Genomic DNA, 18,793 nt, shown 5'->3' with positions numbered 1-18,793 from the left:
AACCTACCAACGTATTGATGACTACAAACCTGTTTTAATGCTACCTCTACCATCACCAAGGTCGTTGAAATAAAAAGCCCAGTTCAATGGAATAATTCATAGGGCTTTTTGAAGGTAAACATTGTGGCGTTAATTGTCAGGGAGTTGTCATTAGTTGCTGTTAATGAGTTGTTTTGCTGTTCTATTAAAGCTAGGCAGTAGGGCAATGATGGGCTAAATCATTAAGCAACAATGACCCAGCCATCATTTTTTCTGGCTTTTTATCTTGTTAGCTTTTCATCTTGAAAGACTTAATTGAGCCCTGAAAAAGCCTTAAGTCTTACCACATTACTTGAATCTGAAGGAGTCCCTATGAGTGGGAATGAATTACGTGCCCAGGCCATTGCCAACATTACCAATCGTCAGCCCGCAGCCCATACCCCCCCCGGAAAATTAGAAGATCTTTGGGCCAAAGATGTTTTCACCCTGGGCAAAATGCAGGAGTGTTTGCCCAAGTCGGTATTTAAATCGCTACATAAAACGATTAAAACCGGTGCCCCCCTAGATGTCTCTGTGGCGGATGTGGTGGCTGTTGCCATGAAAGATTGGGCTATCTCCAAAGGGGCGCTCTACTATTCCCATGTGTTTTATCCCCTGACCAACGCCACCGCCGAAAAGCATGATGGCTTTATTTCGGTGCAGAGCGATGGTTCGGTGATTTCCGAATTTTCAGGCAAGGTGCTGGTGCAGGGGGAACCGGATGGATCGTCTTTCCCCAATGGCGGCATTCGCTCCACCTTTGAAGCCCGAGGCTACACCGCCTGGGATGTGACCAGTCCCGCCTTTGTGATGGAAACAGACAACGGCGTCACCCTCTGCATTCCCACGGTGTTTGTCTCCTGGACTGGGGAGGCCCTGGACAAGAAAACTCCGTTGCTGCGTTCCAATGCCGCCATGGGCAAGGCCGCTAGTCGGATGCTGAAGCTGCTGGGCCATGACGACGTAGCACCGGTAAACTCTAGCTGCGGGGCTGAGCAAGAGTATTTCTTGGTAGATGCCAACTTTGCCAGCGTCCGCCCCGACTTACTGCTGGCAGGCCGCACCCTGTTTGGTAAATCTCCTGCCAAAGGTCAGCAGTTTGACGACCACTACTTCGGGGCCATCCCCGAGCGGGTGCAGATATTCATGCAGGATGTAGAGGAAAAGCTCTACCGCCTGGGAATTCCGGCCAAAACTCGCCACAACGAGGTGGCCCCTGGCCAGTTTGAAATTGCTCCCTTCTTTGAATCTGCCAACGTAGCCAGCGACCACCAGCAGTTGATGATGACGGTGCTGCGTAACACCGCCAAAAAGCACGGTTTTGTCTGTCTGCTACATGAAAAACCCTTCGCTGGCATCAACGGCTCTGGCAAACATGTGAACTGGTCTGTCAGCAACGCCACCCAAGGCAATCTCTTAGATCCAGGGGACACCCCCCATGCCAATGCCCAGTTTCTGGTGTTTTGTGGTGCTGTCATTCGTGGCGTCCACAAGTACGGACCCCTGTTGCGGGCGGTGATTGCCACCGCCAGTAACGACCATCGCCTGGGGGCCAATGAAGCCCCGCCAGCGATCATTTCGATCTATCTGGGTTCCCAGCTGCAAGATGTGTTTGACCAGATTGCCCAAGGGGAAGTTACCGGCTGTCAAGCCAAGGGAGAAATGAACTTGGGGGTGGACACCCTACCGGTGTTTCCCAAGGATGCGGGCGATCGTAACCGCACTTCCCCCTTTGCCTTTACCGGTAATCGGTTTGAGTTTCGGGCGGTGGGCTCTGGTCAGTCCGTGGCTGGCCCCTTAGTGGCGATGAACACCATCCTGGCCGATTCCCTCGACTGGATGGCGGATCAACTAGAGGCCAAGCTAAGGGACGGGGTGGAGCTAAATGTGGCCATCCATGACATCCTGCGGGATATCATCTGCGATCATGGGGCCGTGGTGTTCAACGGCAATGGCTACTCTAGCGAGTGGCATGAAATGGCGGTTAATCAGCGAGGATTACTCAACCTGAGAACCACTGCCGATGCCCTGCCGGTGCTGCGGGAACAATACATCGAAGATCTGTTTACCAAGGAAAAGGTACTGACCCCTGTAGAGTTGGGCAGCCGGTTTGAAGCTTACTCAGAACAGTACATCCAGTCCATCGAGGTGGAGGCCAAGTTGGTGGTTAGCATGGCTAAAACCATCATCTACCCCGCCGCCATGCGGTATATGGCCGAGCTAGCCAACGCCATTGATGACCTGGGCGATATTGGCATTGAGTTTGGTAAAGACAGCGTTGTCACGGTGGCTGAGTTGACCAAGGCGATGATGGCCTCCGTTAGCAACCTAGAGGACATGCTGACGAAACACTTTATGTCCATCGAAGAACACATGCAGTTCTGCGCCAAAACAATTCGACCTTTGATGGATGAGGTGCGGGACTCTGCGGATGCCTTAGAAGGGGAAGTGGCAGACGACCTCTGGCCCCTGCCCACCTACCAAGAGATGCTGTTTATTAAGTAGTGTCTTAAGTCAATGGCGTCTAATAGGGGCTGGTTAGTCTGATGCGGTCGTGTTCTGACCGTCGATGGCAACGCAGTCCCTGTTGATCCCTACTCCACCGGGGTACCCGCTTTACCGCGAACGATGGGACAGACATGGGGTTGAGCCAGACTGACAAGACGATGAAGTAGAAGTTCTCCTAAAGCTGGACCACTGATAAGCGAGAGGTAGCCAACCGATCCATCCAACTGGACAAAAAGGCATAGTTAGCGTCAGCCTCTTGCGGATCTTGGGTATCGGCTGGGTGGGGAAGCAGTCCCTGCAACGAAGCGCTGGTGACGCAGAACATCGACTTTTGAAAGCTCTGACAAATTTTTACCCGCACATCGTCCAGTCCCCGCTCCTGGGCCTGGTAAAACTGGGTCAAGTAGTCGGGCAAAAAGTGCCGCATATCCTGCATCAGCAGGGTGGGGGGAATACCGGCCCCACCAATGGGTAGGGGATCGGCGTACAGGGCCCCATAGTCAAATCGACCCTGGTCTGGGGAAATTTGGTTGGCCTGGGCATTGTAGGACACCGTACCCAGAAAGGGCGTGCCCCGAAAGAACACAGACTCCACATAGGGAACGGCCACATCCATTAAAAACGTAATCTCTGCGGCCAGGGGCACCAGGTCATAGGTTTTGCCGTCAATTTCCACGGCATAGGCGATGGGTTTGCTGGCCGCTGCCACCAGACCGGCTTTAATAAAGGCGACCACCTGAGGAATTGTAGTGACTTCGTGGTGATCGTAGGCATCCGATAAGTCGATGAATAGGTCACTCATCACCCGCCAAAACTGGCCCAGGGCACTGTAATAGACGAGTTGCCGCACCTGCTCTGCAAAGAACTCGGGGAACAGCCTGCCAAGGCCTTGCAGCAGAGGGTTACGTTTCGTTTTAGCGGCCACCGCAGCCTGGCAGCGTTCCAGGAACTCTAGGGAATCAAGGTACTCGTCCAGCTTGCCGCCGCCATGCCAAAGCATGGTTTTCATACAGTATTCGGCGTATTCAAAGTTAATCCGATCGTGCCACCAGTGCCGCAGCAGCTGGGGCAGGGTGACCTTGCCGTTAAAGTACTTAAAGAAGGGAAACAGTACTAAAAATTGGTGGTCAGCAATGTAGATCAAATTGCGAGAATAGGCGTCTAGCACGACACCGTAACTTTTGAGGATCCCCACCACCTCCAGCACATTCGTGTCAGAGTCGGGAAGCAGGGCTTCAGCCGATAATAACCGCTGAATAAATGGATCTAAGGGATGGAGGGTCGTAGCCTTGGGTAGGGTGTTGGTCATGGCTGGGAGGCCTCGACGGCAGGAACAACAGGGATACTGTCAGGATCGAGCAGGAGGGTGTCGGCCAGGGCGGCGTCGGGGGTTGCTCGACGTCCCCCGGTTTGGACAAAGCCTTGGTAGGGCTGGTGCAACACCAGGGTGGTGTGTTCGCTCCAGCGGGCTAACCAGTTGGGTTGCAGCCCAAAGGCGACAATTAGAGTGGCCAGGGCCAGGGCTGGGGTGCGATCGCGCCAGGTAACCTCAGGCAGTACAATATCGGGCTGGGGGCTGGTCGCAGGAGGGGCGATCGCCAGACGACCAAAAAAAGCTCGGTTAACCAACAGCAAAAAGTACACTGCGGTCAGCCCTGTACCTACCATACACAGGAGGGTCTGGGTGGGGAAGATCAAAAAGCTACCCCGAAAAACCAGAAACTCAGAGATAAAGCCCACCATGCCAGGGATCCCAGCACTGGCCATCACCCCCAAAATCATCATTGAGCCCACAAAGGGTAAGCCCCGCTCTGGATTGAGCAGGCCTCGCAAAACCGCTAGATCGCGGGTGCCCGTGGTTTTGTAAACCACCCCCACCAATAAAAACAGCAGCCCCGAAATCAGCCCGTGACTGATCATCTGAAATACGGTGGCAACGATGCTCACCGGGGTAGAGGCCGCCGCCGCTAGTAGCACATAGCCCATGTGGCCAATGGAACTGTAGGCCACCATCTTCTTCATGTCTTGTTGAGAGATGGCCGCCAGGGAGCCATAGAGGACGCTAATCACCGCCCAAGTGGCCATCCAGGGAGCCAAAGCCATCCAGGCGTCGGGCAAGAGCCCTAGGCCAAACCGCACCAGGCCGTAGGTGCCCAGTTTTAGCAACACCCCCGCCAGCAGCACCGACACCGGGGTAGAGGCCTCCACGTGAGCGTCCGGCAACCAGGTATGAAACGGAAACAGGGGAATTTTGATCCCAAATCCCACCAAAAGCGCCACCAAAAGCACCATCTGCTGCGCCAGGGGCAAAGCCGCCGCCAAGGTACTGTCATAGTCAAAGCTGCTATTGCCTGACAGCCACACCAGCCCCAGAAAGGCCCCTAAAATTAGCACCCCAGACAGGGCGGTATAGATTAAAAACTTGGTGGCCGCATAGCCACGTCTAGCCCCACCCCAGATGGCAATTAACAGATATAGCGGAATGAGTTCTAGCTCGTAAAAAATAAAGAACAGCAGCAGATTAGCCGCCAAAAATGCCCCAGCTACGGCGCTATTGATCACCAGCAGCAGCACGTAATACAGCCGGGTACGATGAATCTTAGGGTCAGTAATGTAAATGGCCACTATTCCCAAGAGGCTGTTAATGGCCAGTAACGGTAAGGAAAGCCCATCTAGCCCCAAACGGTAGGTCAGTCCTAGGGGCTCGACCCAGGGCAGCAATTCTTCAAATTGAAAGCCCGGGGTTGTGAGCTCAAACTGGGTGGCCAAAAACCCTACCCAAGCCAGGGTAATGGTCAGGGTAACACTACCAATGATCTTGGCCAGGGGGGCATCTAATTTACCTGGCCAAAGGCTAAGGACCAAAGCCCCCACCAGCGGAATCAAAATCAGTACGCTCAGCATCGTCAACAGCTACCAAAGTGTCCAAGTCATGAAAATTCCCAGCAGCCCTACCCCTGCCATAATGGTCAGCAGGTACAGCTGCGACTGGCCCGATGCGCTGTATTTCAAGCCTTCGCCCCCGAAAATAGAGGCCAACCCGATGCCATTAACCAGGCCATCAACCACATAGTTATCGAACCAACTGCTAAACTGGGCCAACCCCGAGATTGCGGCAACCACGGTTTTGTCATACAGACGCTCGGTATAGAAGTCGTAGGCCAGCAAGTCTTGGGCAATGCGCAAAGACCGCCGCTGCGATCGCGCCAATGACTTTGATAAGGGCATCATGGCTCCGATCACAGCCCCGACCAGCCCCGACAGTATCAACATGGCGGTCACTGGCCCATTGATGAATTCCCAGGGGGGCAGCAATGATAGGTTAGCCATAATCACTGGCACCAGTAGGGTAATAATCGACAGCGTCACCATGGGCACTGCCATCTGCCAGGGTACCTCTGGAGCCCGACGGGTTTTGGGCTGAGTTTGGCCCAAAAATACCAACCGAAAGACTCGAATCAGGTTCAGGGCCGTCAGACCATTAACCAGAAAAAACACAGCGGTTAGGACAGGGTTGTCAGAGCTGAGGAAATCAGCCCCCATTCTTAAGCCCCAAAAGCAACCCAGGGGCAAGATGCCAACCATACCTAAGCCGCCCACCCCGTAAGCAAGGGTGGTGGCGGGCATTTTTCGCCACAGCCCCCCCATCTCTGTCAGGTCTTGGCTATTGGTGGTTAAGATAATGCCCCCCACGCTCATGAAGATTAGGGCCTTGGCCACGGCATGGGTCAAAAGCACCATCAGGGCGGCCCCCGGCCATTCACAGCCCACCGCAATAAACACCAACCCTAAATAGGCGCTGGTGGAGTAGGAAAAGGTTCGTTTTAGATCCACCTGGGCCAGGGCCACCAGGGAGGCACCAATTGCCGTGATTGTCCCCAGTACTACCAAGGTCCCCAAGGCGATAGGAGACAGCACCACAATCGGTTGTAACCGAATCAACACATAGGCCCCGCAGGTGACCACCACCGAATTTCTGAGAATAGAGGCCGGGTTCGGCCCCTCCATGGCTTCATCCAGCCAGAGGTGCAGTGGGAACTGGGCACATTTGCCAATCGGACCAGAAATCAGGGCCAACCCCAGTAGAGTAGCCAACAGTGGCGGCAGATCTTCCACCTTTACCCACTCGTACAGGTCATTGAAGTTAAGGCTACCGGCCAGGGCACAGAGGGTAACCACCCCCATCAGCAGCAGCACATCCCCCACCCGCTTGGTTAAAAAGGCATCGCGGGCTGCGGTCACCACCAGGGGTTGCGCATACCAAAACCCCACCAACAGGTAAGTGGACAGAGTCAGCATCTCCAGGAGCGAGTAGGAGACAAACAGGGAGCCACTGAGCACGAGTCCACTCATGGCGGCTTCAAAAAAGCCCATCAACGAGTAAAACCGAGCCAGAGCCCAGTCCTTTTCCATATACCCTAGGGCAAAGATCTGAGCCAGCAAACTCATGACCGTGATTAATTCGAGCACCCCCAGGTTAAGTACCGAAATGTCAAACGCTAAATCTAGATGCAGATCAGCGAAGTCAAACCACCGTACCATCAGCTCTTGGGGGCCATCATTCCAAATGCTGCGAAACGCCAGCAGTCCATGGAGGCAAGTGACCAGGGTCATGGCGATGTTGGCATAGGCCGCTGGCCGGGGACCGGTGCGCCTGATCCAGCCAGTAGACCAAGGCAAGGCTAGTACAGCCCCAAACAGCCCATAGAGAGGCAAAAGCCAACTTGTCTCAACAAAAAACTGAGGCATTCCAAACATTTATCAGTCAGTGGCTATAAATGGCATCTATCCCACAGGGGCAGTCTAGTCACTACATCAGGAACAATCGACGGAAAAGACTTTGCTCCTGACAATCAATTTTCGATGAACAAGCGACTAAGCGGCTATGGTGCTCAAATGTCAAGACGCTGCGATCGCGTCCATATTATTCTTTCTGTTACACTGCCACAACTTACACTGCCACAACATTCTCTAACAACCGGCCCACTTGCTTAACATCCTACTCGATTCTTTACACTCTCCCTAAACACATCCGGGGTTTTCTGGCAAAACTTTGTCCCATCAAGCGCTTCCAGACCATTAGATATCTATGGAGAACGGTTCCAGCCATACTCCATGAGCACCCACCCCAATCAACCTATCGATTCATGTCTAAGCAATAAGGTTTGCAACATAAGCTTTAATAATATTCAACATTAGCAACAATCATTGGGGCTTATATTGCAAAAGTGACTACAGCCACCTATGCTTAATTTGTCATCAAAATTTTCAGGCATTTTTTTGGCGTTTTTATCTCTTGTGGCCATCCCGTTTTACTTAGTTTCGGGATAGTTTTTGAGTGCCTAAACAACGAGATTTAGCCCCTGTAAATCGGGCCTTCAGTGGGGAAGTTTCTGTGCCTGAGTTCAAGAGGAGATTAGGATAATGCCAATTGCTGTTGGAATGATTGAAACCCTTGGGTTTCCTGCTGTGGTAGAAGCCGCAGACGCCATGGTCAAGGCGGCCCGGGTCACCCTGGTGGGCTACGAGAAGATCGGTAGCGGTCGCGTCACTGTGATCGTGCGGGGTGATGTGTCTGAAGTGCAAGCCTCTGTGTCGGCTGGGGTAGAATCAGCCAAACGGGTCAATGGGGGTGAGGTGTTATCCACCCACATCATTGCTCGTCCCCATGAGAACTTGGAGTTTGTCCTACCCATTCGCTACACCGAAGCGGTAGAACAGTTCCGTACTTAGGGGATTCCGGCTAATCCAGGTTTCCGTAGAGCTGCTCCTAGCCCCATCTACGGATCTGGTTCACAGTCTGGTTTATGGTCTGAACAAGACATTAGCTGGACGCATCTAGGTTTTTTGGTCTTCGGGGGTGGCCTACGCCTATCCCGGGAGGACGGAAATTAGAGACGATATTACTGAACACATTCATTAATTAGGAAGGGTTTACCCGCATGGCAATTGCAGTCGGCATGGTTGAAACTTTGGGCTTTCCCGCTGTGGTAGAAGCCGCAGACGCAATGGTGAAGGCCGCCCGCGTCACTCTGGTGGGTTATGAGAAAATTGGTAGCGGTCGCGTCACCGTGATTGTACGGGGCGACGTGTCTGAGGTACAGGCCTCTGTGTCCGCTGGGGTAGAAAACGTGAAGCGGGTGAATGGGGGGCAGGTGCTGTCGACCCACATTATTGCTCGTCCCCACGAGAACTTGGAGTTTGTGCTGCCCATCCGTTACACCGAAGCGGTGGAACAGTTTAGGGAAAGCGTCAGTGGCATTCGCCCCTACGGCAGATAGGTTCTCATGCTTTTGGCAAAGGTTCGTGGCACCGTAGTTAGTACCTGCAAAGAGCCCAGTTTAGGTGGTGTCAAGTTTTTGCTGGTGCAACTCATCAGTGAAAATGGCGATTTATTGCCCGATTACACCGTAGCGGCTGATGTGGTTGGGGCTGGTCCTGGGGAGTGGGTGCTCATTTCCCAGGGCAGCGGGGCCCGACAGCACCAGGGGTACGAAAATCGCCCGGTGGATGCGGCGGTGATCGCGATTGTGGATACCGTTAGCCTTGATAGCGGTGCCTTGTACAACAAGCGGGATGACTTTAGCTAGAGGGCTATAGAGTCGTCCTTAATGGGTCGACCAGGCAGAGGTGGTCACGTTTTGGGCGCTAAGTTGGCCAGCTAGTTCCAAGCACGTCAAGCCACCGCTTAAGGCACTGGGACTGATGCTTAACCTAGCTTGGTTAGGCCCCTATCCTGGGGATTTTGATCACGGTTTTTAACTGGCTCGGTCTCCCTGGGGCAGGGTGAATGAGAGATTTCTTTGGAGGGTTCAGGCGATGGCGGTCCAAGCACCGGCGGCGTCTACCGAGGCGGCATTTGGCAAGGTGACATCTAGCAAGACGATATCTGGGGATTCCCGTAACCGTCCATCTGTTTTAGTCCACCCCCTGGCACAGGTGGTGGGCGACGTGCACGTTGAGGGCCAGGTATCTATTGCTCCGGGGGTAGCCATTCGAGCTGAACAAGGTTCCCCCTGTCGGCTGGGACAGTCCGCCGTTGTGCAAGAGGGAGCAGCGATTTACGCCCTAGGCCAGGGCAAAGTGATGGGGGATGACCAAATCCCCTACGCTGTGTGGATTGGCCGCGAGGCAGTTTTGACCCATAAGGTGCTGGTGCAGGGGCCTGTATATGTGGGTGAAGCTTGTTTCGTTGGTTTTCGCTCCACCCTGTTTAATGCCCGCCTAGGGGCAGGGTGTGTGGTTATGATGCACGCCCTGGTGCAAGATGTGGTTGTTCCTGCGGGTAAGCTAGTGCCCTCAGGGTCGGTGGTGACTCGTCAAGACCAAGCTGATGCCCTACCCGATGTCACCCCCAGCGATCGCGCCTTAGTGCAGGAGCTTTTAGGCCAGCAGCATGTCCCGGTGGCGGCTCAGAGTCAGTCACAGCGGGATTTTTCAGACACACAATCAAACGAACGCGATGGATTAGGTACTATGGAACGTCAAAAGCTATCCCCAGAAGTGGTGCAGCGGGTCCGCCAGTATTTGGCCCAGGGGCTGCGCATTGGTACTGAGCACGCCGATTCCCGTCGCTACCGCAGTGGCGTTTGGCAGACCTGTAGTCCCATTCAGTCCACCAACGAGTCAGAAGTATTTAAGGCCTTAGAAGCTTGCTTAGCTGAACATGCCGACGAGTATGTCCGCATGTTTGGTATTGACCCGCAGGCCAAACAACGGGTAGCGCCAGTCACTATCCAGCGCCCCGATGGCAAAGCGGTAGCCATTGGCAACGGGTCTGGCTCTAGTGGGGCTAATGCCAACGGCAGCTATTATCGCCCCGCCCCCCAGGTTGCTGCTAACTCCTCTAACTACTCCAACTATTCAGGCTCCTTACCGGCCGAAGTGGTGCAGCAGGTGCGGCAGTACATCAATCAGGGGTATAAAATTGGCACCGAGCATGCTGATTCTCGTCGCTACCGCAGCAATGTGTGGCAAACTTGCAGCCCAATCCAATCGCCTCGGGAGTCGGAAGTCATCTCGGCCCTAGAAGCTTGTCTGTCAGAGCATTCTGGGGAATACGTACGGATGTTTGGTATTGATCCCCAGGCCAAGCGACGGGTGGCACCAGTTACCATCCAGCGCCCCGATGGCAAGCCTGTTCAGGTGAATACTACTGTCCCGGGTAGTGCTTCTGGTGGCAGCAGTAGCTACGGTGGCGGTGGTCACAGTGGCAGTGGTGGCAGTGGCGGTGGTCAGTTGAGTGGTGATGTGGCCCAGCAGGTGCGACAGTTGCTCAACCAGGGGTATAAGATTGGGGCCGAGCATGCTGACACACGCCGCTACCGCAGCAATGTGTGGCAAACTTGCCCCCCAATTAACACCAGTCGGGAAGGGGATGTGGTAGCTGCTGTTCAGGCCTGTATGGCCGACCATGCCGGGGAGTATGTGCGTATCTTTGGTATCGACCCCCAAGCCAAACGGCGGGTCTCGACCGTGACTGTGCAGCGTCCTGGGCAGGGGGCACCCGCCAGTTCAAACTCCAGTTCAGGGGGGGGGAGTGCGGCTGCGACGGCATCCTCCTATGGGGCAGCGGCGGCATCCAGTAATGGGCATAGGGACAACCTTTCCCAGGATGTGGCTCAGCAGGTGAGTCAGTTAGTCAATCAAGGCTATCGCGTCAGTTGGGAGCATGCCGACTCCCGTCGCTATCGTAGCGGTGCCTGGAAAACTGGCGGAGCGATTGAAGGTAGTCGGGTGTCCGAGATTTTATCGGCCCTAGAAGCCCAGCTCAGTAGTCATGCCGGGGAGTATGTCCGCCTGGTGGGGATTGATCCAAAGGCTAAACGGCGGGTGCTGGAAACGACGATTCAACGTCCTTAAACGTTGTTATAAGGAGAGTTGCCCCAGCAATGGCAGAGTCCATTCAGGCCCCATACTCCAGCCGTGGCCACATCCAAGGGGATGTGGCGATCGCCCCTGGGGTAGCCCTGGCCGATGGGGCCTTGTTGGGAGCGGCCCCAGGGTATCGGTTAGTGATTTCGGCTGGGGTTTGTCTGGGGGCAGATGTGGTGATTCAGGCCAGCCATGGCGATATTGTGATTGAGCCAGGGGCGAGTCTGGGCAGTGGGGTGGTGGTGGTAGGCCAGGGGCGGATTGGTCAGCAGGCTTGTATTGGGGCCAATAGTACTGTGATCAACCCGGCGATCGCAGCGACTCAGGTGGTACCGCCGCAGTCTCTTTTGGGCGATCCTAGCCAGCCTCGCTCGGTCGCAGAAGCTGCTCAGAATGACATGACGGCTTCGCCAGAGTCCTTGCCATCTACGGCTCCTGACAGAGCTGGCTCTCAGCCGACCCGTTCCATTGGTGACGGGTCTAAGTCGGAATCACCGCCGTCCCCTACCTCTGACAGTGCAGACCCGACACCACCGGGACCAGGCACCGATCAAAAGTTGGGGTCCTATGTCTATGGCCAAACCCAGGTCAATCGCTTGTTGGATACCCTATTTCCCCATCGACAACCCTTAGATGGCGCATCAAGAAATGGCGCATCAAGAAATGGCGCGTCTTCCGAAGACAAGCCCTAGAATGGAGGAGTGGATTTATCTACCCCCCTGGCACCTCAAGAGGCACTCTATGCAAATCGACGGTAAGTTAGCCTCAAAACAAGAGTTACAGCTAGAGGCTAAGCCTCGAAAGCTGAACCTGGCTACCCCCAGCCCTGTGAAAGCAGAGGCCCAAAGTCGGTGGGACAAGTATCGGGGGGCGGCCCTGGGCATGGTGGCGACCGAGAGCTTCCCGGCGGTGGTGGGTACCGCTGATGCCATGCTAAAGGCGGCTGATGTCTTTTTAGTGGGCTACGAAAAAACCGGCAGTGGCCACTGCACCGCGATTGTGCGGGGGGGTATTGCCGATATTCGTATGGCTGTGCAGGCCGGGGTAGAAACTGCCCAAGACTTTGGCCAGTACGTCTCATCCAGCTTAATTCCCCGCCCGCTGCCTAATTTGGAAGCGGTACTGCCCATCTGCGCCCGCTGGAATGAACTGGGCCAGGTGGGCCGGGGTAAGCTGGGAAACCAGGCCATAGGGCTACTGGAAACTCGGGGGTTTCCGGCTATGGTGGGGGCCGCCGATGCGATGACCAAGTCCGCCGATGTGCAATTGATGTCCCACGAAACCATTGGCGATGGACTGTGCACCATTTTGATTCGCGGGTCCCTGCCGAATGTGGCGATCGCAATTGAAGCAGGTATGCACGAAGCTGAACGCATTGGTGAACTGCATGCGGTGATGGTAATTCCTCGTCCCCTGGATGACCTGGAAGACTCCCTTCCCCGGGTGGAGATCGAAGCAGAACAGCCCCTGCGGCTGCCCCTCAACCTGGACACCAAGCAGGAGGAAGCCGAACCCCTGCCCTTGGAAGCTTCTACCGCCACCACCGCGGCAGAAGCCCTGGCTGTCGAGCTAGAGAGCCCGCCAGAACTAAGCACCGAAGAGCTTTAGGGCTATTTCTGTATTCAGCCGCCCCCTTGACCCTCCCGTAACAGCCATGATTCCTGCCCTAACCCAATTTGGCGAAGAAATGTCGCACCTGACTGGGGTGCGCGCCATTATGAAAGACATTATTGAAACCCTGCGGGCCGGGCAAGGGAAATCCTTTATTAATCTTAGTGCCGGGAATCCGGTGATTTTGCCCGAGATCGAGCAACTATGGCGCGACTGCAGCCTCGATTTGCTTAACAGTACCGATTATGGCGAAGTAGTTTGTCGCTACGGCACCAGCCAGGGGTATGACCCCCTGATTGAGGCCATCCGAGGCGACTTTAACCAGCGCTATGGGCTAGCGCTGACCAACCGCCACATCCTAATTACCCCGGGCAGCCAGGCCCTGTATTTCTTTGCTGCCAATGCCTTTGGCGGCTACCACAGAAATGGTCAGCTGAAAGACATTGTGTTGCCCCTGAGCCCAGACTACACCGGCTATGGGGGCATTTCCCTGGTACCGGAAGCCGTCAAAGCTTACCGCCCCTCCCTGGAGGTAGACGAGGCCAACCATCGATTTAAGTATCGCCCCGACTTTAGCCAACTGGAGATTACCGATCAAACAGGATTTGTGCTGTTTTCCCGCCCCTGCAACCCCACGGGCAATGTGCTCAGTGATGCCGACGTGCGGCAGATTGCTGACCTGGCCGCTACCCACAGAGCGCCGGTGCTGGTAGATTCCGCCTATGCGCCCCCCTACCCGGCCCTAAATTTTACCGATATGACCCCGGTGTTTGGCGACAATATTGTCCACTGCATGAGTCTGTCGAAGGCCGGGTTGCCGGGCGAGCGCCTGGGGATAGCCATTGGCGATCCAGCGATTATTCAGGTGCTGGAATGCTTTCAGACCAACCTGTGTATCCATTCCTCTCGCTACGGCCAGGCGATCGCAGCACGGGCGATCGCCTCTGGGGAACTGGCTCGCCTATCGGAGCAGGTGATTCGCCCCTACTACCAGGATAAGTTTGCGGTGTTAGAAGCCGCCCTAGATCAGGCGATGCCCAGGGATATGCCCTGGTATCTGCATCGGGGAGAAGGGGCGATTTTTGCCTGGCTGTGGTTTGATCAACTGCCGGTGACCGACAGCGAGCTTTATCAGCAACTGAAGCAGCAGGGGGTAATTGTGGTGCCCGGTAATCCCTTCTTCCCTGGGCTGCGGGACGATTGGCCCCATACCCGTCAATGTATTCGGATTAGCCTTACCGCCGATCGCGACGCATTGGTGACGGCTATGGGCCGGTTGGGCCAGCTCGTCACCCAGCTGTACCAGGGGCAAGGGGTCTTGGCAGCGGCAGCGGCGGTCTCTTAGCCATGGCCACGACTGATATGACCGATACCGAATGGATGGAAATTGGCCACATTGTCGCCCCTCAGGGTCTTAAAGGGGAAGTGCGAGTCTACCCCCGGAGCGATTTTCCGGAGCGGTTTTTGCAGCCCGGTCCCCGCTGGCTACGCTACCCGAATCGGCCGACCCCAGAGCTGGTCACCCTGGTGCGGGGCCGGTTTATGGCAGGCAAAGGTCTGTATGTTTTAAAGCTGGAAGGCATTGATGATTGCGATCGGGCCGAAACCCTGCGCCATTGTACTCTGCTGGTACCCGCCAGCGATCGCCCTGAGCTAGAGCCCGGTGAGTTCTATGTCGCTGACTTGGTGGGGCTGCGGGTGCGATTGTTGGCCACCGGGGAAGAGATTGGCCTGGTCACGGATATTTATGAGGCGGGCAATGACCTGCTAGAGGTAACTTTGCAAGGCTCAGACGCAGCAGCATCGGCTAAGCCCAAAACTGTGCTGGTGCCCTTTGTAGAGGCGATCGTGCCGGTGGTGGATGTGGCTCAGGGTTACCTGCAACTTGATCCTCCCCCCGGGCTGCTGTAGACCTCTCTCAAGAACGCTATGCTGGGATCAGATCTTTGCGGTTACCACCATGTCTACGCTGGTCACCCTGTCCACCCAACAGGCCCTGGTGCTACCGGGGCGCTACGACTGGACCCACTTTAAGCAGCTGCAACAGTGGTCTGAGCAAACTCCCGGCCTAGCCATCACCTATCTGGATGGGGTGATCGAACTGATGACCACTGGCAAACCCCACGAGCGGATTAAAAAGTTGATAGCCATTTTGGTCGAAGCCTATTGCTTTGAGCTGGGAATTCCATTTTTCCCGGCGGGGAACGCCACCTGCGAAGCCGAGGAAAAAGGAGCGTCTTTCAATCCAGATGAATCCTACTGTTTTGGTTCTGATAAACCCTACCCTGACCTGGGGATTGAAGTGGTGTTTACCAGTGGCGGTCTGGATAAGCTCGAGAAATACCGGCGCTTTAATATCCCTGAAGTATGGTTTTGGCAAGGGGATCGCCTATCTATCTATCAGCTGGTTGAACGGCCAGGAACAGAGTCCCAATATCAAAGCTGCGATCGCAGCCAGTGGCTACCCAAGCTCGACAGGGGCCTGCTAGCGTCCTGCATTCGCCTGGAGGATCCGATCGCGGCCAGAAGCCAACTCCTACAAGCTCTACGCTAACTATCCCTATGAATTTGCCAGAAAGTCTATCCATGGCCACCAAAACCCTGACGGGTAACCGGCTGCGTAGTGCCCTGACCATGCTGGGCATCATTATTGGTAATGCCTCCGTGATTACCATGGTGGGTTTGGGGGAGGGGGCACAACGGTTTGTCAATGACGAACTAGAAACCCTGGGGCCTAATGTGCTGTTTGTGATTCCCGGCAATCGCGAAACCCGACAGTTGGGCTCCCTCAATGTTCCCCGTACCCTAGTGCTGGCTGATGCGGTGGCGATTGCAGAGCAAGTGCCCTCGGTGAATGGGGTGGCCCCAGAAACCAGTGCTCGCCAATTGGTCACCTTTCGCAACCGCAACGCCAACGTCAACGCCGTGGGGGTCACCCCCGACTTTTTAACCGTGCGCAGCTTTGAAATGGCCCACGGGCGCTTCATTAGCGATCTGGATGTTACTCGCAATGCCCAGGTGGCGGTGCTGGGGGGCACCCTGAGCCAGCGGTTGTTTGATGACCAACCCGCCCTGGGCCAAACCCTGCGAGTGGGTGGGGTGACGGTGGAGGTGGTGGGGGTGCTAGAGCCCAAGGGCTCTAACCTGGGGTTGGACTACGATGACGCCGTCTTGCTGCCCCTGACCACCCAGGCTAATCGGCTGGCCGGGGGCGAGCGATCGCCCTATGGGTTAGATGTGGCGTTTATTGCTGTATCGGCCCGCGATCGCGCCAGTATGGCCACCGCCGAGTTCCAAATTACTAACCTGCTGCGCCTGCGCCACAATATCCGGGACGAAGACGACTTTTATATCAACAGCCAAGACACCCTGCTGAATATCGCTGGCACCATTACCGGGGCCCTGACGCTACTGCTGGCGGCGATCGCCGGGATTTCTCTGTTTGTGGGAGGCATCGGGATTATGAATATCATGCTGGTGTCTGTGCGCGAACGCACCCAGGAGATTGGCCTGCGCAAGGCGATCGGCGCCTCCCAGGGGGATATTTTGGGCCAGTTTTTGATTGAAGCAATCATTCTGTCGGTGGCTGGCGGCATCATTGGCACCGGCCTGGGGGTTAGCGGCATTCTGCTGATTGGCGTTCTTACCCCCTTTGCCGCCAGCATTGCCCCCGGGGCGATTATTTTAACCGTCAGCATTTCTGGCGGAATTGGCCTGTTTTTTGGTGTGTTTCCGGCCCGCCAGGCGGCCAAACTCGACCCGATTGTGGCCCTCAGAACCGCTTAGCACGCTAGTGGTCTATCCAGTCAGATGTGACGGATCAGCCGGGCTTGCGGTACACGGTCTACGGTCTACGGTCTACGGTCTACGGCTCGCCTTGAACCGCTTACCGTGAGCCTTGAACCCTGAGTCACATCTCCCGTCATTATTTTTCGACTCAACACGAGCAATGGTCACGATTACGTTTTTCCATAGTCACATCATTCACCAAAGGCCCTGGTGGGGGTGCGATCGCGTTACCTTTAAAGGAATTGTTACCCCTAAATTCATGGCCACCCCGGAGAATTCTGCCGCCTCGCTGTCATTTATCGAAGGCTTCGATGCCCAGCATCCCCCCGATCCCAAACTGATCGACGCCTGTGTGCACTGCGGATTTTGCCTCACCACTTGCCCCAGCTACCGGGTGCTGGGCACCGAGATGGACTCTCCCCGAGGTCGGATCTACCTGATGGACGCCATTAACCAGGGGGAAGCCCCGCTGTCAGCCACCTCTGCCCAGCATTTTGACTCCTGCCTGGGCTGTTTGGCCTGTACCACGGCCTGCCCTTCCGGGGTGCAGTATGACCAGTTGATTGCCGCCGTGCGCCCCCAGGTGGAGCGCCACCATGACCGTCCTCTGCTGGAAAAACTACTGCGATCGCTGATTTTTAGCCTGTTTCCCTATCCCAATCGCCTACGGGCGATCGCCGGTCCCCTGTACCTGTACCAAAAGCTAGGACTGGCCCGCCTGGTGGAACAGTCGGGTTTGCTGCAAAAGCTATCCCCCAACCTGGCCGCCATGGCTTCCTTACTGCCGCCAGTCACCGCCGATAGTTTTCGGGACGACCTGCCCGAGGTAATCCCTGCCCAGGGGGAAAAACGTTTCCGGGTGGGGATGGTGCTGGGCTGTGTACAGCGGGTATTTTTGGCTGACGTCAATGCCGCCACCGCCCGAGTCTTGAGTGCCAACGGCTGCGAGGTGGTGATTCCGGCTGAGCAAAACTGTTGTGCCGCCCTACCCGCCCACCAGGGGCAAACCGCCCAGGCCCAAGCCCTGGCCCGGCAAATGATCGACCGCTTCGAGGCAGCCCAGGTGGACTATGTGATTATCAATGCGGCGGGCTGTGGCCATACCCTGAAGGAGTACCACCATATTCTGCAGGATGATTTGGCCTACCGCGATCGGGCCCAGGCATTTTCCGCCCGGGTGCGTGATGTGCAAGAATTTTTGGCCGAAGTGGGACTCACCACCCCCCTGCATCCCCTCACCGATGGAGAACTGCCCATCGTCTACCAGGATGCCTGCCACCTGCTGCATGGTCAAAGAATCAGCGTGCAGCCCCGCCAACTGCTACGGCAGATTCCTGGGGTCACCCTGCGAGAACCAATTGACGCCGCCCTCTGCTGCGGCAGTGCCGGGGTCTACAACATGCTGCACCCAGATGTGGCCGAAGAATTGGGGCAAATGAAGGTGACTAATTTGTTGAACACCGGGGCAGCCCTGGTGGCCTCCCCCAACCCAGGCTGTTCCCTACAAATCCAGAAGCACCTGGCCAAACAGCAACAGTCCCTGCCCCTGATGCATCCCATGGAGCTGTTGGACCGCTCCATGCGCGGCCTCACCCTCGACGGCCAGGTCCAGGAAGCACCACGGTAAGCTGGCCTGTTCCTTCTGGTTCTCCACAGCCTCTATGATGGAGCTAAACCGAGTCCAAGTTGCGACCTGATGTTCCGATCATGGAAAACGCCAGGTTCCTAGCTAGGCTTAGTCGATATACCCTCTGGAAACTACTGCAGATGCAGTCTTAGGTGACGTCTAGGAAACTTTCTACCGAGTGGTGGGCAATGCCCTGTCTGCTGCGCACGAGCATAGCTCGGTAGTGCATTAATGCACGGGACGGAGGAAAATCAGACTACGCCACCACGATAACCAGGGAGACAAGCGCATGGCTATTGAGATGACCTGTCCGACCTGTGGGTCTCACGATATCTCCAAGAACGGCACCAGCCATCGGGGGAAGCA

The 18,793-nt window shown here is 55.7% G+C and carries 15 protein-coding genes; 12 read left to right on the top strand and 3 right to left on the bottom strand.

Translation table 11 applies throughout. The features are described 5' to 3' along the window. The first annotated feature begins 351 nt into the window (after positions 1-351). On the top strand, positions 352-2,523 hold the full coding sequence (locus E1H13_RS19205) for a glutamine synthetase III (protein WP_169615640.1): 2,172 nt from the start codon (positions 352-354) through the stop codon (positions 2,521-2,523). 178 nt (positions 2,524-2,701) lie between these two features. Here the strand turns inward: E1H13_RS19205 and E1H13_RS19200 are convergent, their stop codons facing one another. The 3 genes from E1H13_RS19200 to E1H13_RS19190 are packed head-to-tail and all read right to left on the bottom strand — an operon-like array spanning position 2,702 to position 7,275. After that, positions 2,702-3,835: a CO2 hydration protein gene (locus E1H13_RS19200; protein WP_169615638.1), complete on the bottom strand. Its 1,134-nt coding sequence runs from the start codon at positions 3,833-3,835 to the stop codon at positions 2,702-2,704. Further along, positions 3,832-5,430, bottom strand: a complete 1,599-nt coding sequence (locus E1H13_RS19195) for an NADH-quinone oxidoreductase subunit M (RefSeq protein WP_169615636.1) — start codon at positions 5,428-5,430, stop codon at positions 3,832-3,834. The genes E1H13_RS19200 and E1H13_RS19195 overlap by 4 nt, the downstream gene beginning before the upstream one ends. A gap of 9 nt (positions 5,431-5,439) precedes the next feature. Next, positions 5,440-7,275: an NAD(P)H-quinone oxidoreductase subunit F gene (locus E1H13_RS19190; protein WP_169615634.1), complete on the bottom strand. Its 1,836-nt coding sequence runs from the start codon at positions 7,273-7,275 to the stop codon at positions 5,440-5,442. Between the two features lie 675 nt (positions 7,276-7,950). Between E1H13_RS19190 and E1H13_RS19185 the strand changes: the two genes are divergently transcribed. The 11 genes from E1H13_RS19185 to E1H13_RS19135 all read left to right on the top strand — a co-directional run bounded on the left by E1H13_RS19185 (position 7,951) and on the right by E1H13_RS19135 (position 18,427). Continuing rightward, positions 7,951-8,259 (top strand): carbon dioxide-concentrating mechanism protein CcmK, encoded by a 309-nt coding sequence (locus E1H13_RS19185; RefSeq protein ID WP_026072292.1) that lies wholly within the window; start codon positions 7,951-7,953, stop codon positions 8,257-8,259. Positions 8,260-8,468: 209 nt separating this feature from the next. Further along, on the top strand, positions 8,469-8,807 hold the full coding sequence (locus E1H13_RS19180) for a carbon dioxide-concentrating mechanism protein CcmK (RefSeq protein ID WP_169615632.1): 339 nt from the start codon (positions 8,469-8,471) through the stop codon (positions 8,805-8,807). A 6-nt stretch (positions 8,808-8,813) separates the two neighbouring features. Continuing rightward, the gene (locus E1H13_RS19175; RefSeq protein WP_169615630.1) at positions 8,814-9,116 is read left to right on the top strand and encodes a EutN/CcmL family microcompartment protein; all 303 of its coding nucleotides are present in this window, start codon (positions 8,814-8,816) and stop codon (positions 9,114-9,116) included. Positions 9,117-9,345: 229 nt separating this feature from the next. Then, positions 9,346-11,388: a ribulose bisphosphate carboxylase small subunit gene (locus E1H13_RS19170; RefSeq protein ID WP_169615628.1), complete on the top strand. Its 2,043-nt coding sequence runs from the start codon at positions 9,346-9,348 to the stop codon at positions 11,386-11,388. A 29-nt stretch (positions 11,389-11,417) separates the two neighbouring features. Then, positions 11,418-12,092, top strand: a complete 675-nt coding sequence (locus tag E1H13_RS19165; protein ID WP_169615626.1) for a hypothetical protein — start codon at positions 11,418-11,420, stop codon at positions 12,090-12,092. A gap of 190 nt (positions 12,093-12,282) precedes the next feature. Then, the gene (locus E1H13_RS19160; RefSeq protein ID WP_278002530.1) at positions 12,283-13,008 is read left to right on the top strand and encodes a carbon dioxide-concentrating mechanism protein; all 726 of its coding nucleotides are present in this window, start codon (positions 12,283-12,285) and stop codon (positions 13,006-13,008) included. Positions 13,009-13,054: 46 nt separating this feature from the next. Beyond that, entirely contained in the window at positions 13,055-14,356 is a 1,302-nt protein-coding gene (locus tag E1H13_RS19155) for a valine--pyruvate transaminase (protein WP_169615622.1), read from the top strand. A 2-nt stretch (positions 14,357-14,358) separates the two neighbouring features. Continuing rightward, positions 14,359-14,922, top strand: a complete 564-nt coding sequence (gene rimM, locus E1H13_RS19150; protein ID WP_169615620.1) for a ribosome maturation factor RimM — start codon at positions 14,359-14,361, stop codon at positions 14,920-14,922. A gap of 49 nt (positions 14,923-14,971) precedes the next feature. Next, positions 14,972-15,565, top strand: coding sequence for a Uma2 family endonuclease (locus E1H13_RS19145; RefSeq protein WP_169615618.1), 594 nt, complete (start codon positions 14,972-14,974; stop codon positions 15,563-15,565). A gap of 8 nt (positions 15,566-15,573) precedes the next feature. After that, positions 15,574-16,797, top strand: a complete 1,224-nt coding sequence (locus E1H13_RS19140; protein WP_169615616.1) for an ABC transporter permease — start codon at positions 15,574-15,576, stop codon at positions 16,795-16,797. Between the two features lie 262 nt (positions 16,798-17,059). Beyond that, positions 17,060-18,427, top strand: a complete 1,368-nt coding sequence (locus E1H13_RS19135) for a (Fe-S)-binding protein (RefSeq protein WP_169615680.1) — start codon at positions 17,060-17,062, stop codon at positions 18,425-18,427. Positions 18,428-18,793 lie beyond the last annotated feature (366 nt).

This window comes from Nodosilinea sp. P-1105 (assembly GCF_012911975.1).
Lineage (GTDB): Bacteria > Cyanobacteriota > Cyanobacteriia > Phormidesmidales > Phormidesmidaceae > Nodosilinea.
The sequence above is the reverse complement of the archived record's forward strand: the minus strand, read 5'-3'. Positions and strand labels throughout refer to the sequence as shown.

Coding starts and splice junctions, on each gene's coding strand:
- E1H13_RS19205 (WP_169615640.1), top strand. CDS start 352: ATGAGTGGGAATGAATTACGTGCCCAGGCCATTGCCAACATTACCAAT.
- E1H13_RS19200 (WP_169615638.1), bottom strand. CDS start 3,835: ATGACCAACACCCTACCCAAGGCTACGACCCTCCATCCCTTAGATCCA.
- E1H13_RS19195 (WP_169615636.1), bottom strand. CDS start 5,430: ATGCTGAGCGTACTGATTTTGATTCCGCTGGTGGGGGCTTTGGTCCTT.
- E1H13_RS19190 (WP_169615634.1), bottom strand. CDS start 7,275: ATGCCTCAGTTTTTTGTTGAGACAAGTTGGCTTTTGCCTCTCTATGGG.
- E1H13_RS19185 (WP_026072292.1), top strand. CDS start 7,951: ATGCCAATTGCTGTTGGAATGATTGAAACCCTTGGGTTTCCTGCTGTG.
- E1H13_RS19180 (WP_169615632.1), top strand. CDS start 8,469: ATGGCAATTGCAGTCGGCATGGTTGAAACTTTGGGCTTTCCCGCTGTG.
- E1H13_RS19175 (WP_169615630.1), top strand. CDS start 8,814: ATGCTTTTGGCAAAGGTTCGTGGCACCGTAGTTAGTACCTGCAAAGAG.
- E1H13_RS19170 (WP_169615628.1), top strand. CDS start 9,346: ATGGCGGTCCAAGCACCGGCGGCGTCTACCGAGGCGGCATTTGGCAAG.
- E1H13_RS19165 (WP_169615626.1), top strand. CDS start 11,418: ATGGCAGAGTCCATTCAGGCCCCATACTCCAGCCGTGGCCACATCCAA.
- E1H13_RS19160 (WP_278002530.1), top strand. CDS start 12,283: ATGGTGGCGACCGAGAGCTTCCCGGCGGTGGTGGGTACCGCTGATGCC.
- E1H13_RS19155 (WP_169615622.1), top strand. CDS start 13,055: ATGATTCCTGCCCTAACCCAATTTGGCGAAGAAATGTCGCACCTGACT.
- rimM (WP_169615620.1), top strand. CDS start 14,359: ATGGCCACGACTGATATGACCGATACCGAATGGATGGAAATTGGCCAC.
- E1H13_RS19145 (WP_169615618.1), top strand. CDS start 14,972: ATGTCTACGCTGGTCACCCTGTCCACCCAACAGGCCCTGGTGCTACCG.
- E1H13_RS19140 (WP_169615616.1), top strand. CDS start 15,574: ATGAATTTGCCAGAAAGTCTATCCATGGCCACCAAAACCCTGACGGGT.
- E1H13_RS19135 (WP_169615680.1), top strand. CDS start 17,060: ATGGCCACCCCGGAGAATTCTGCCGCCTCGCTGTCATTTATCGAAGGC.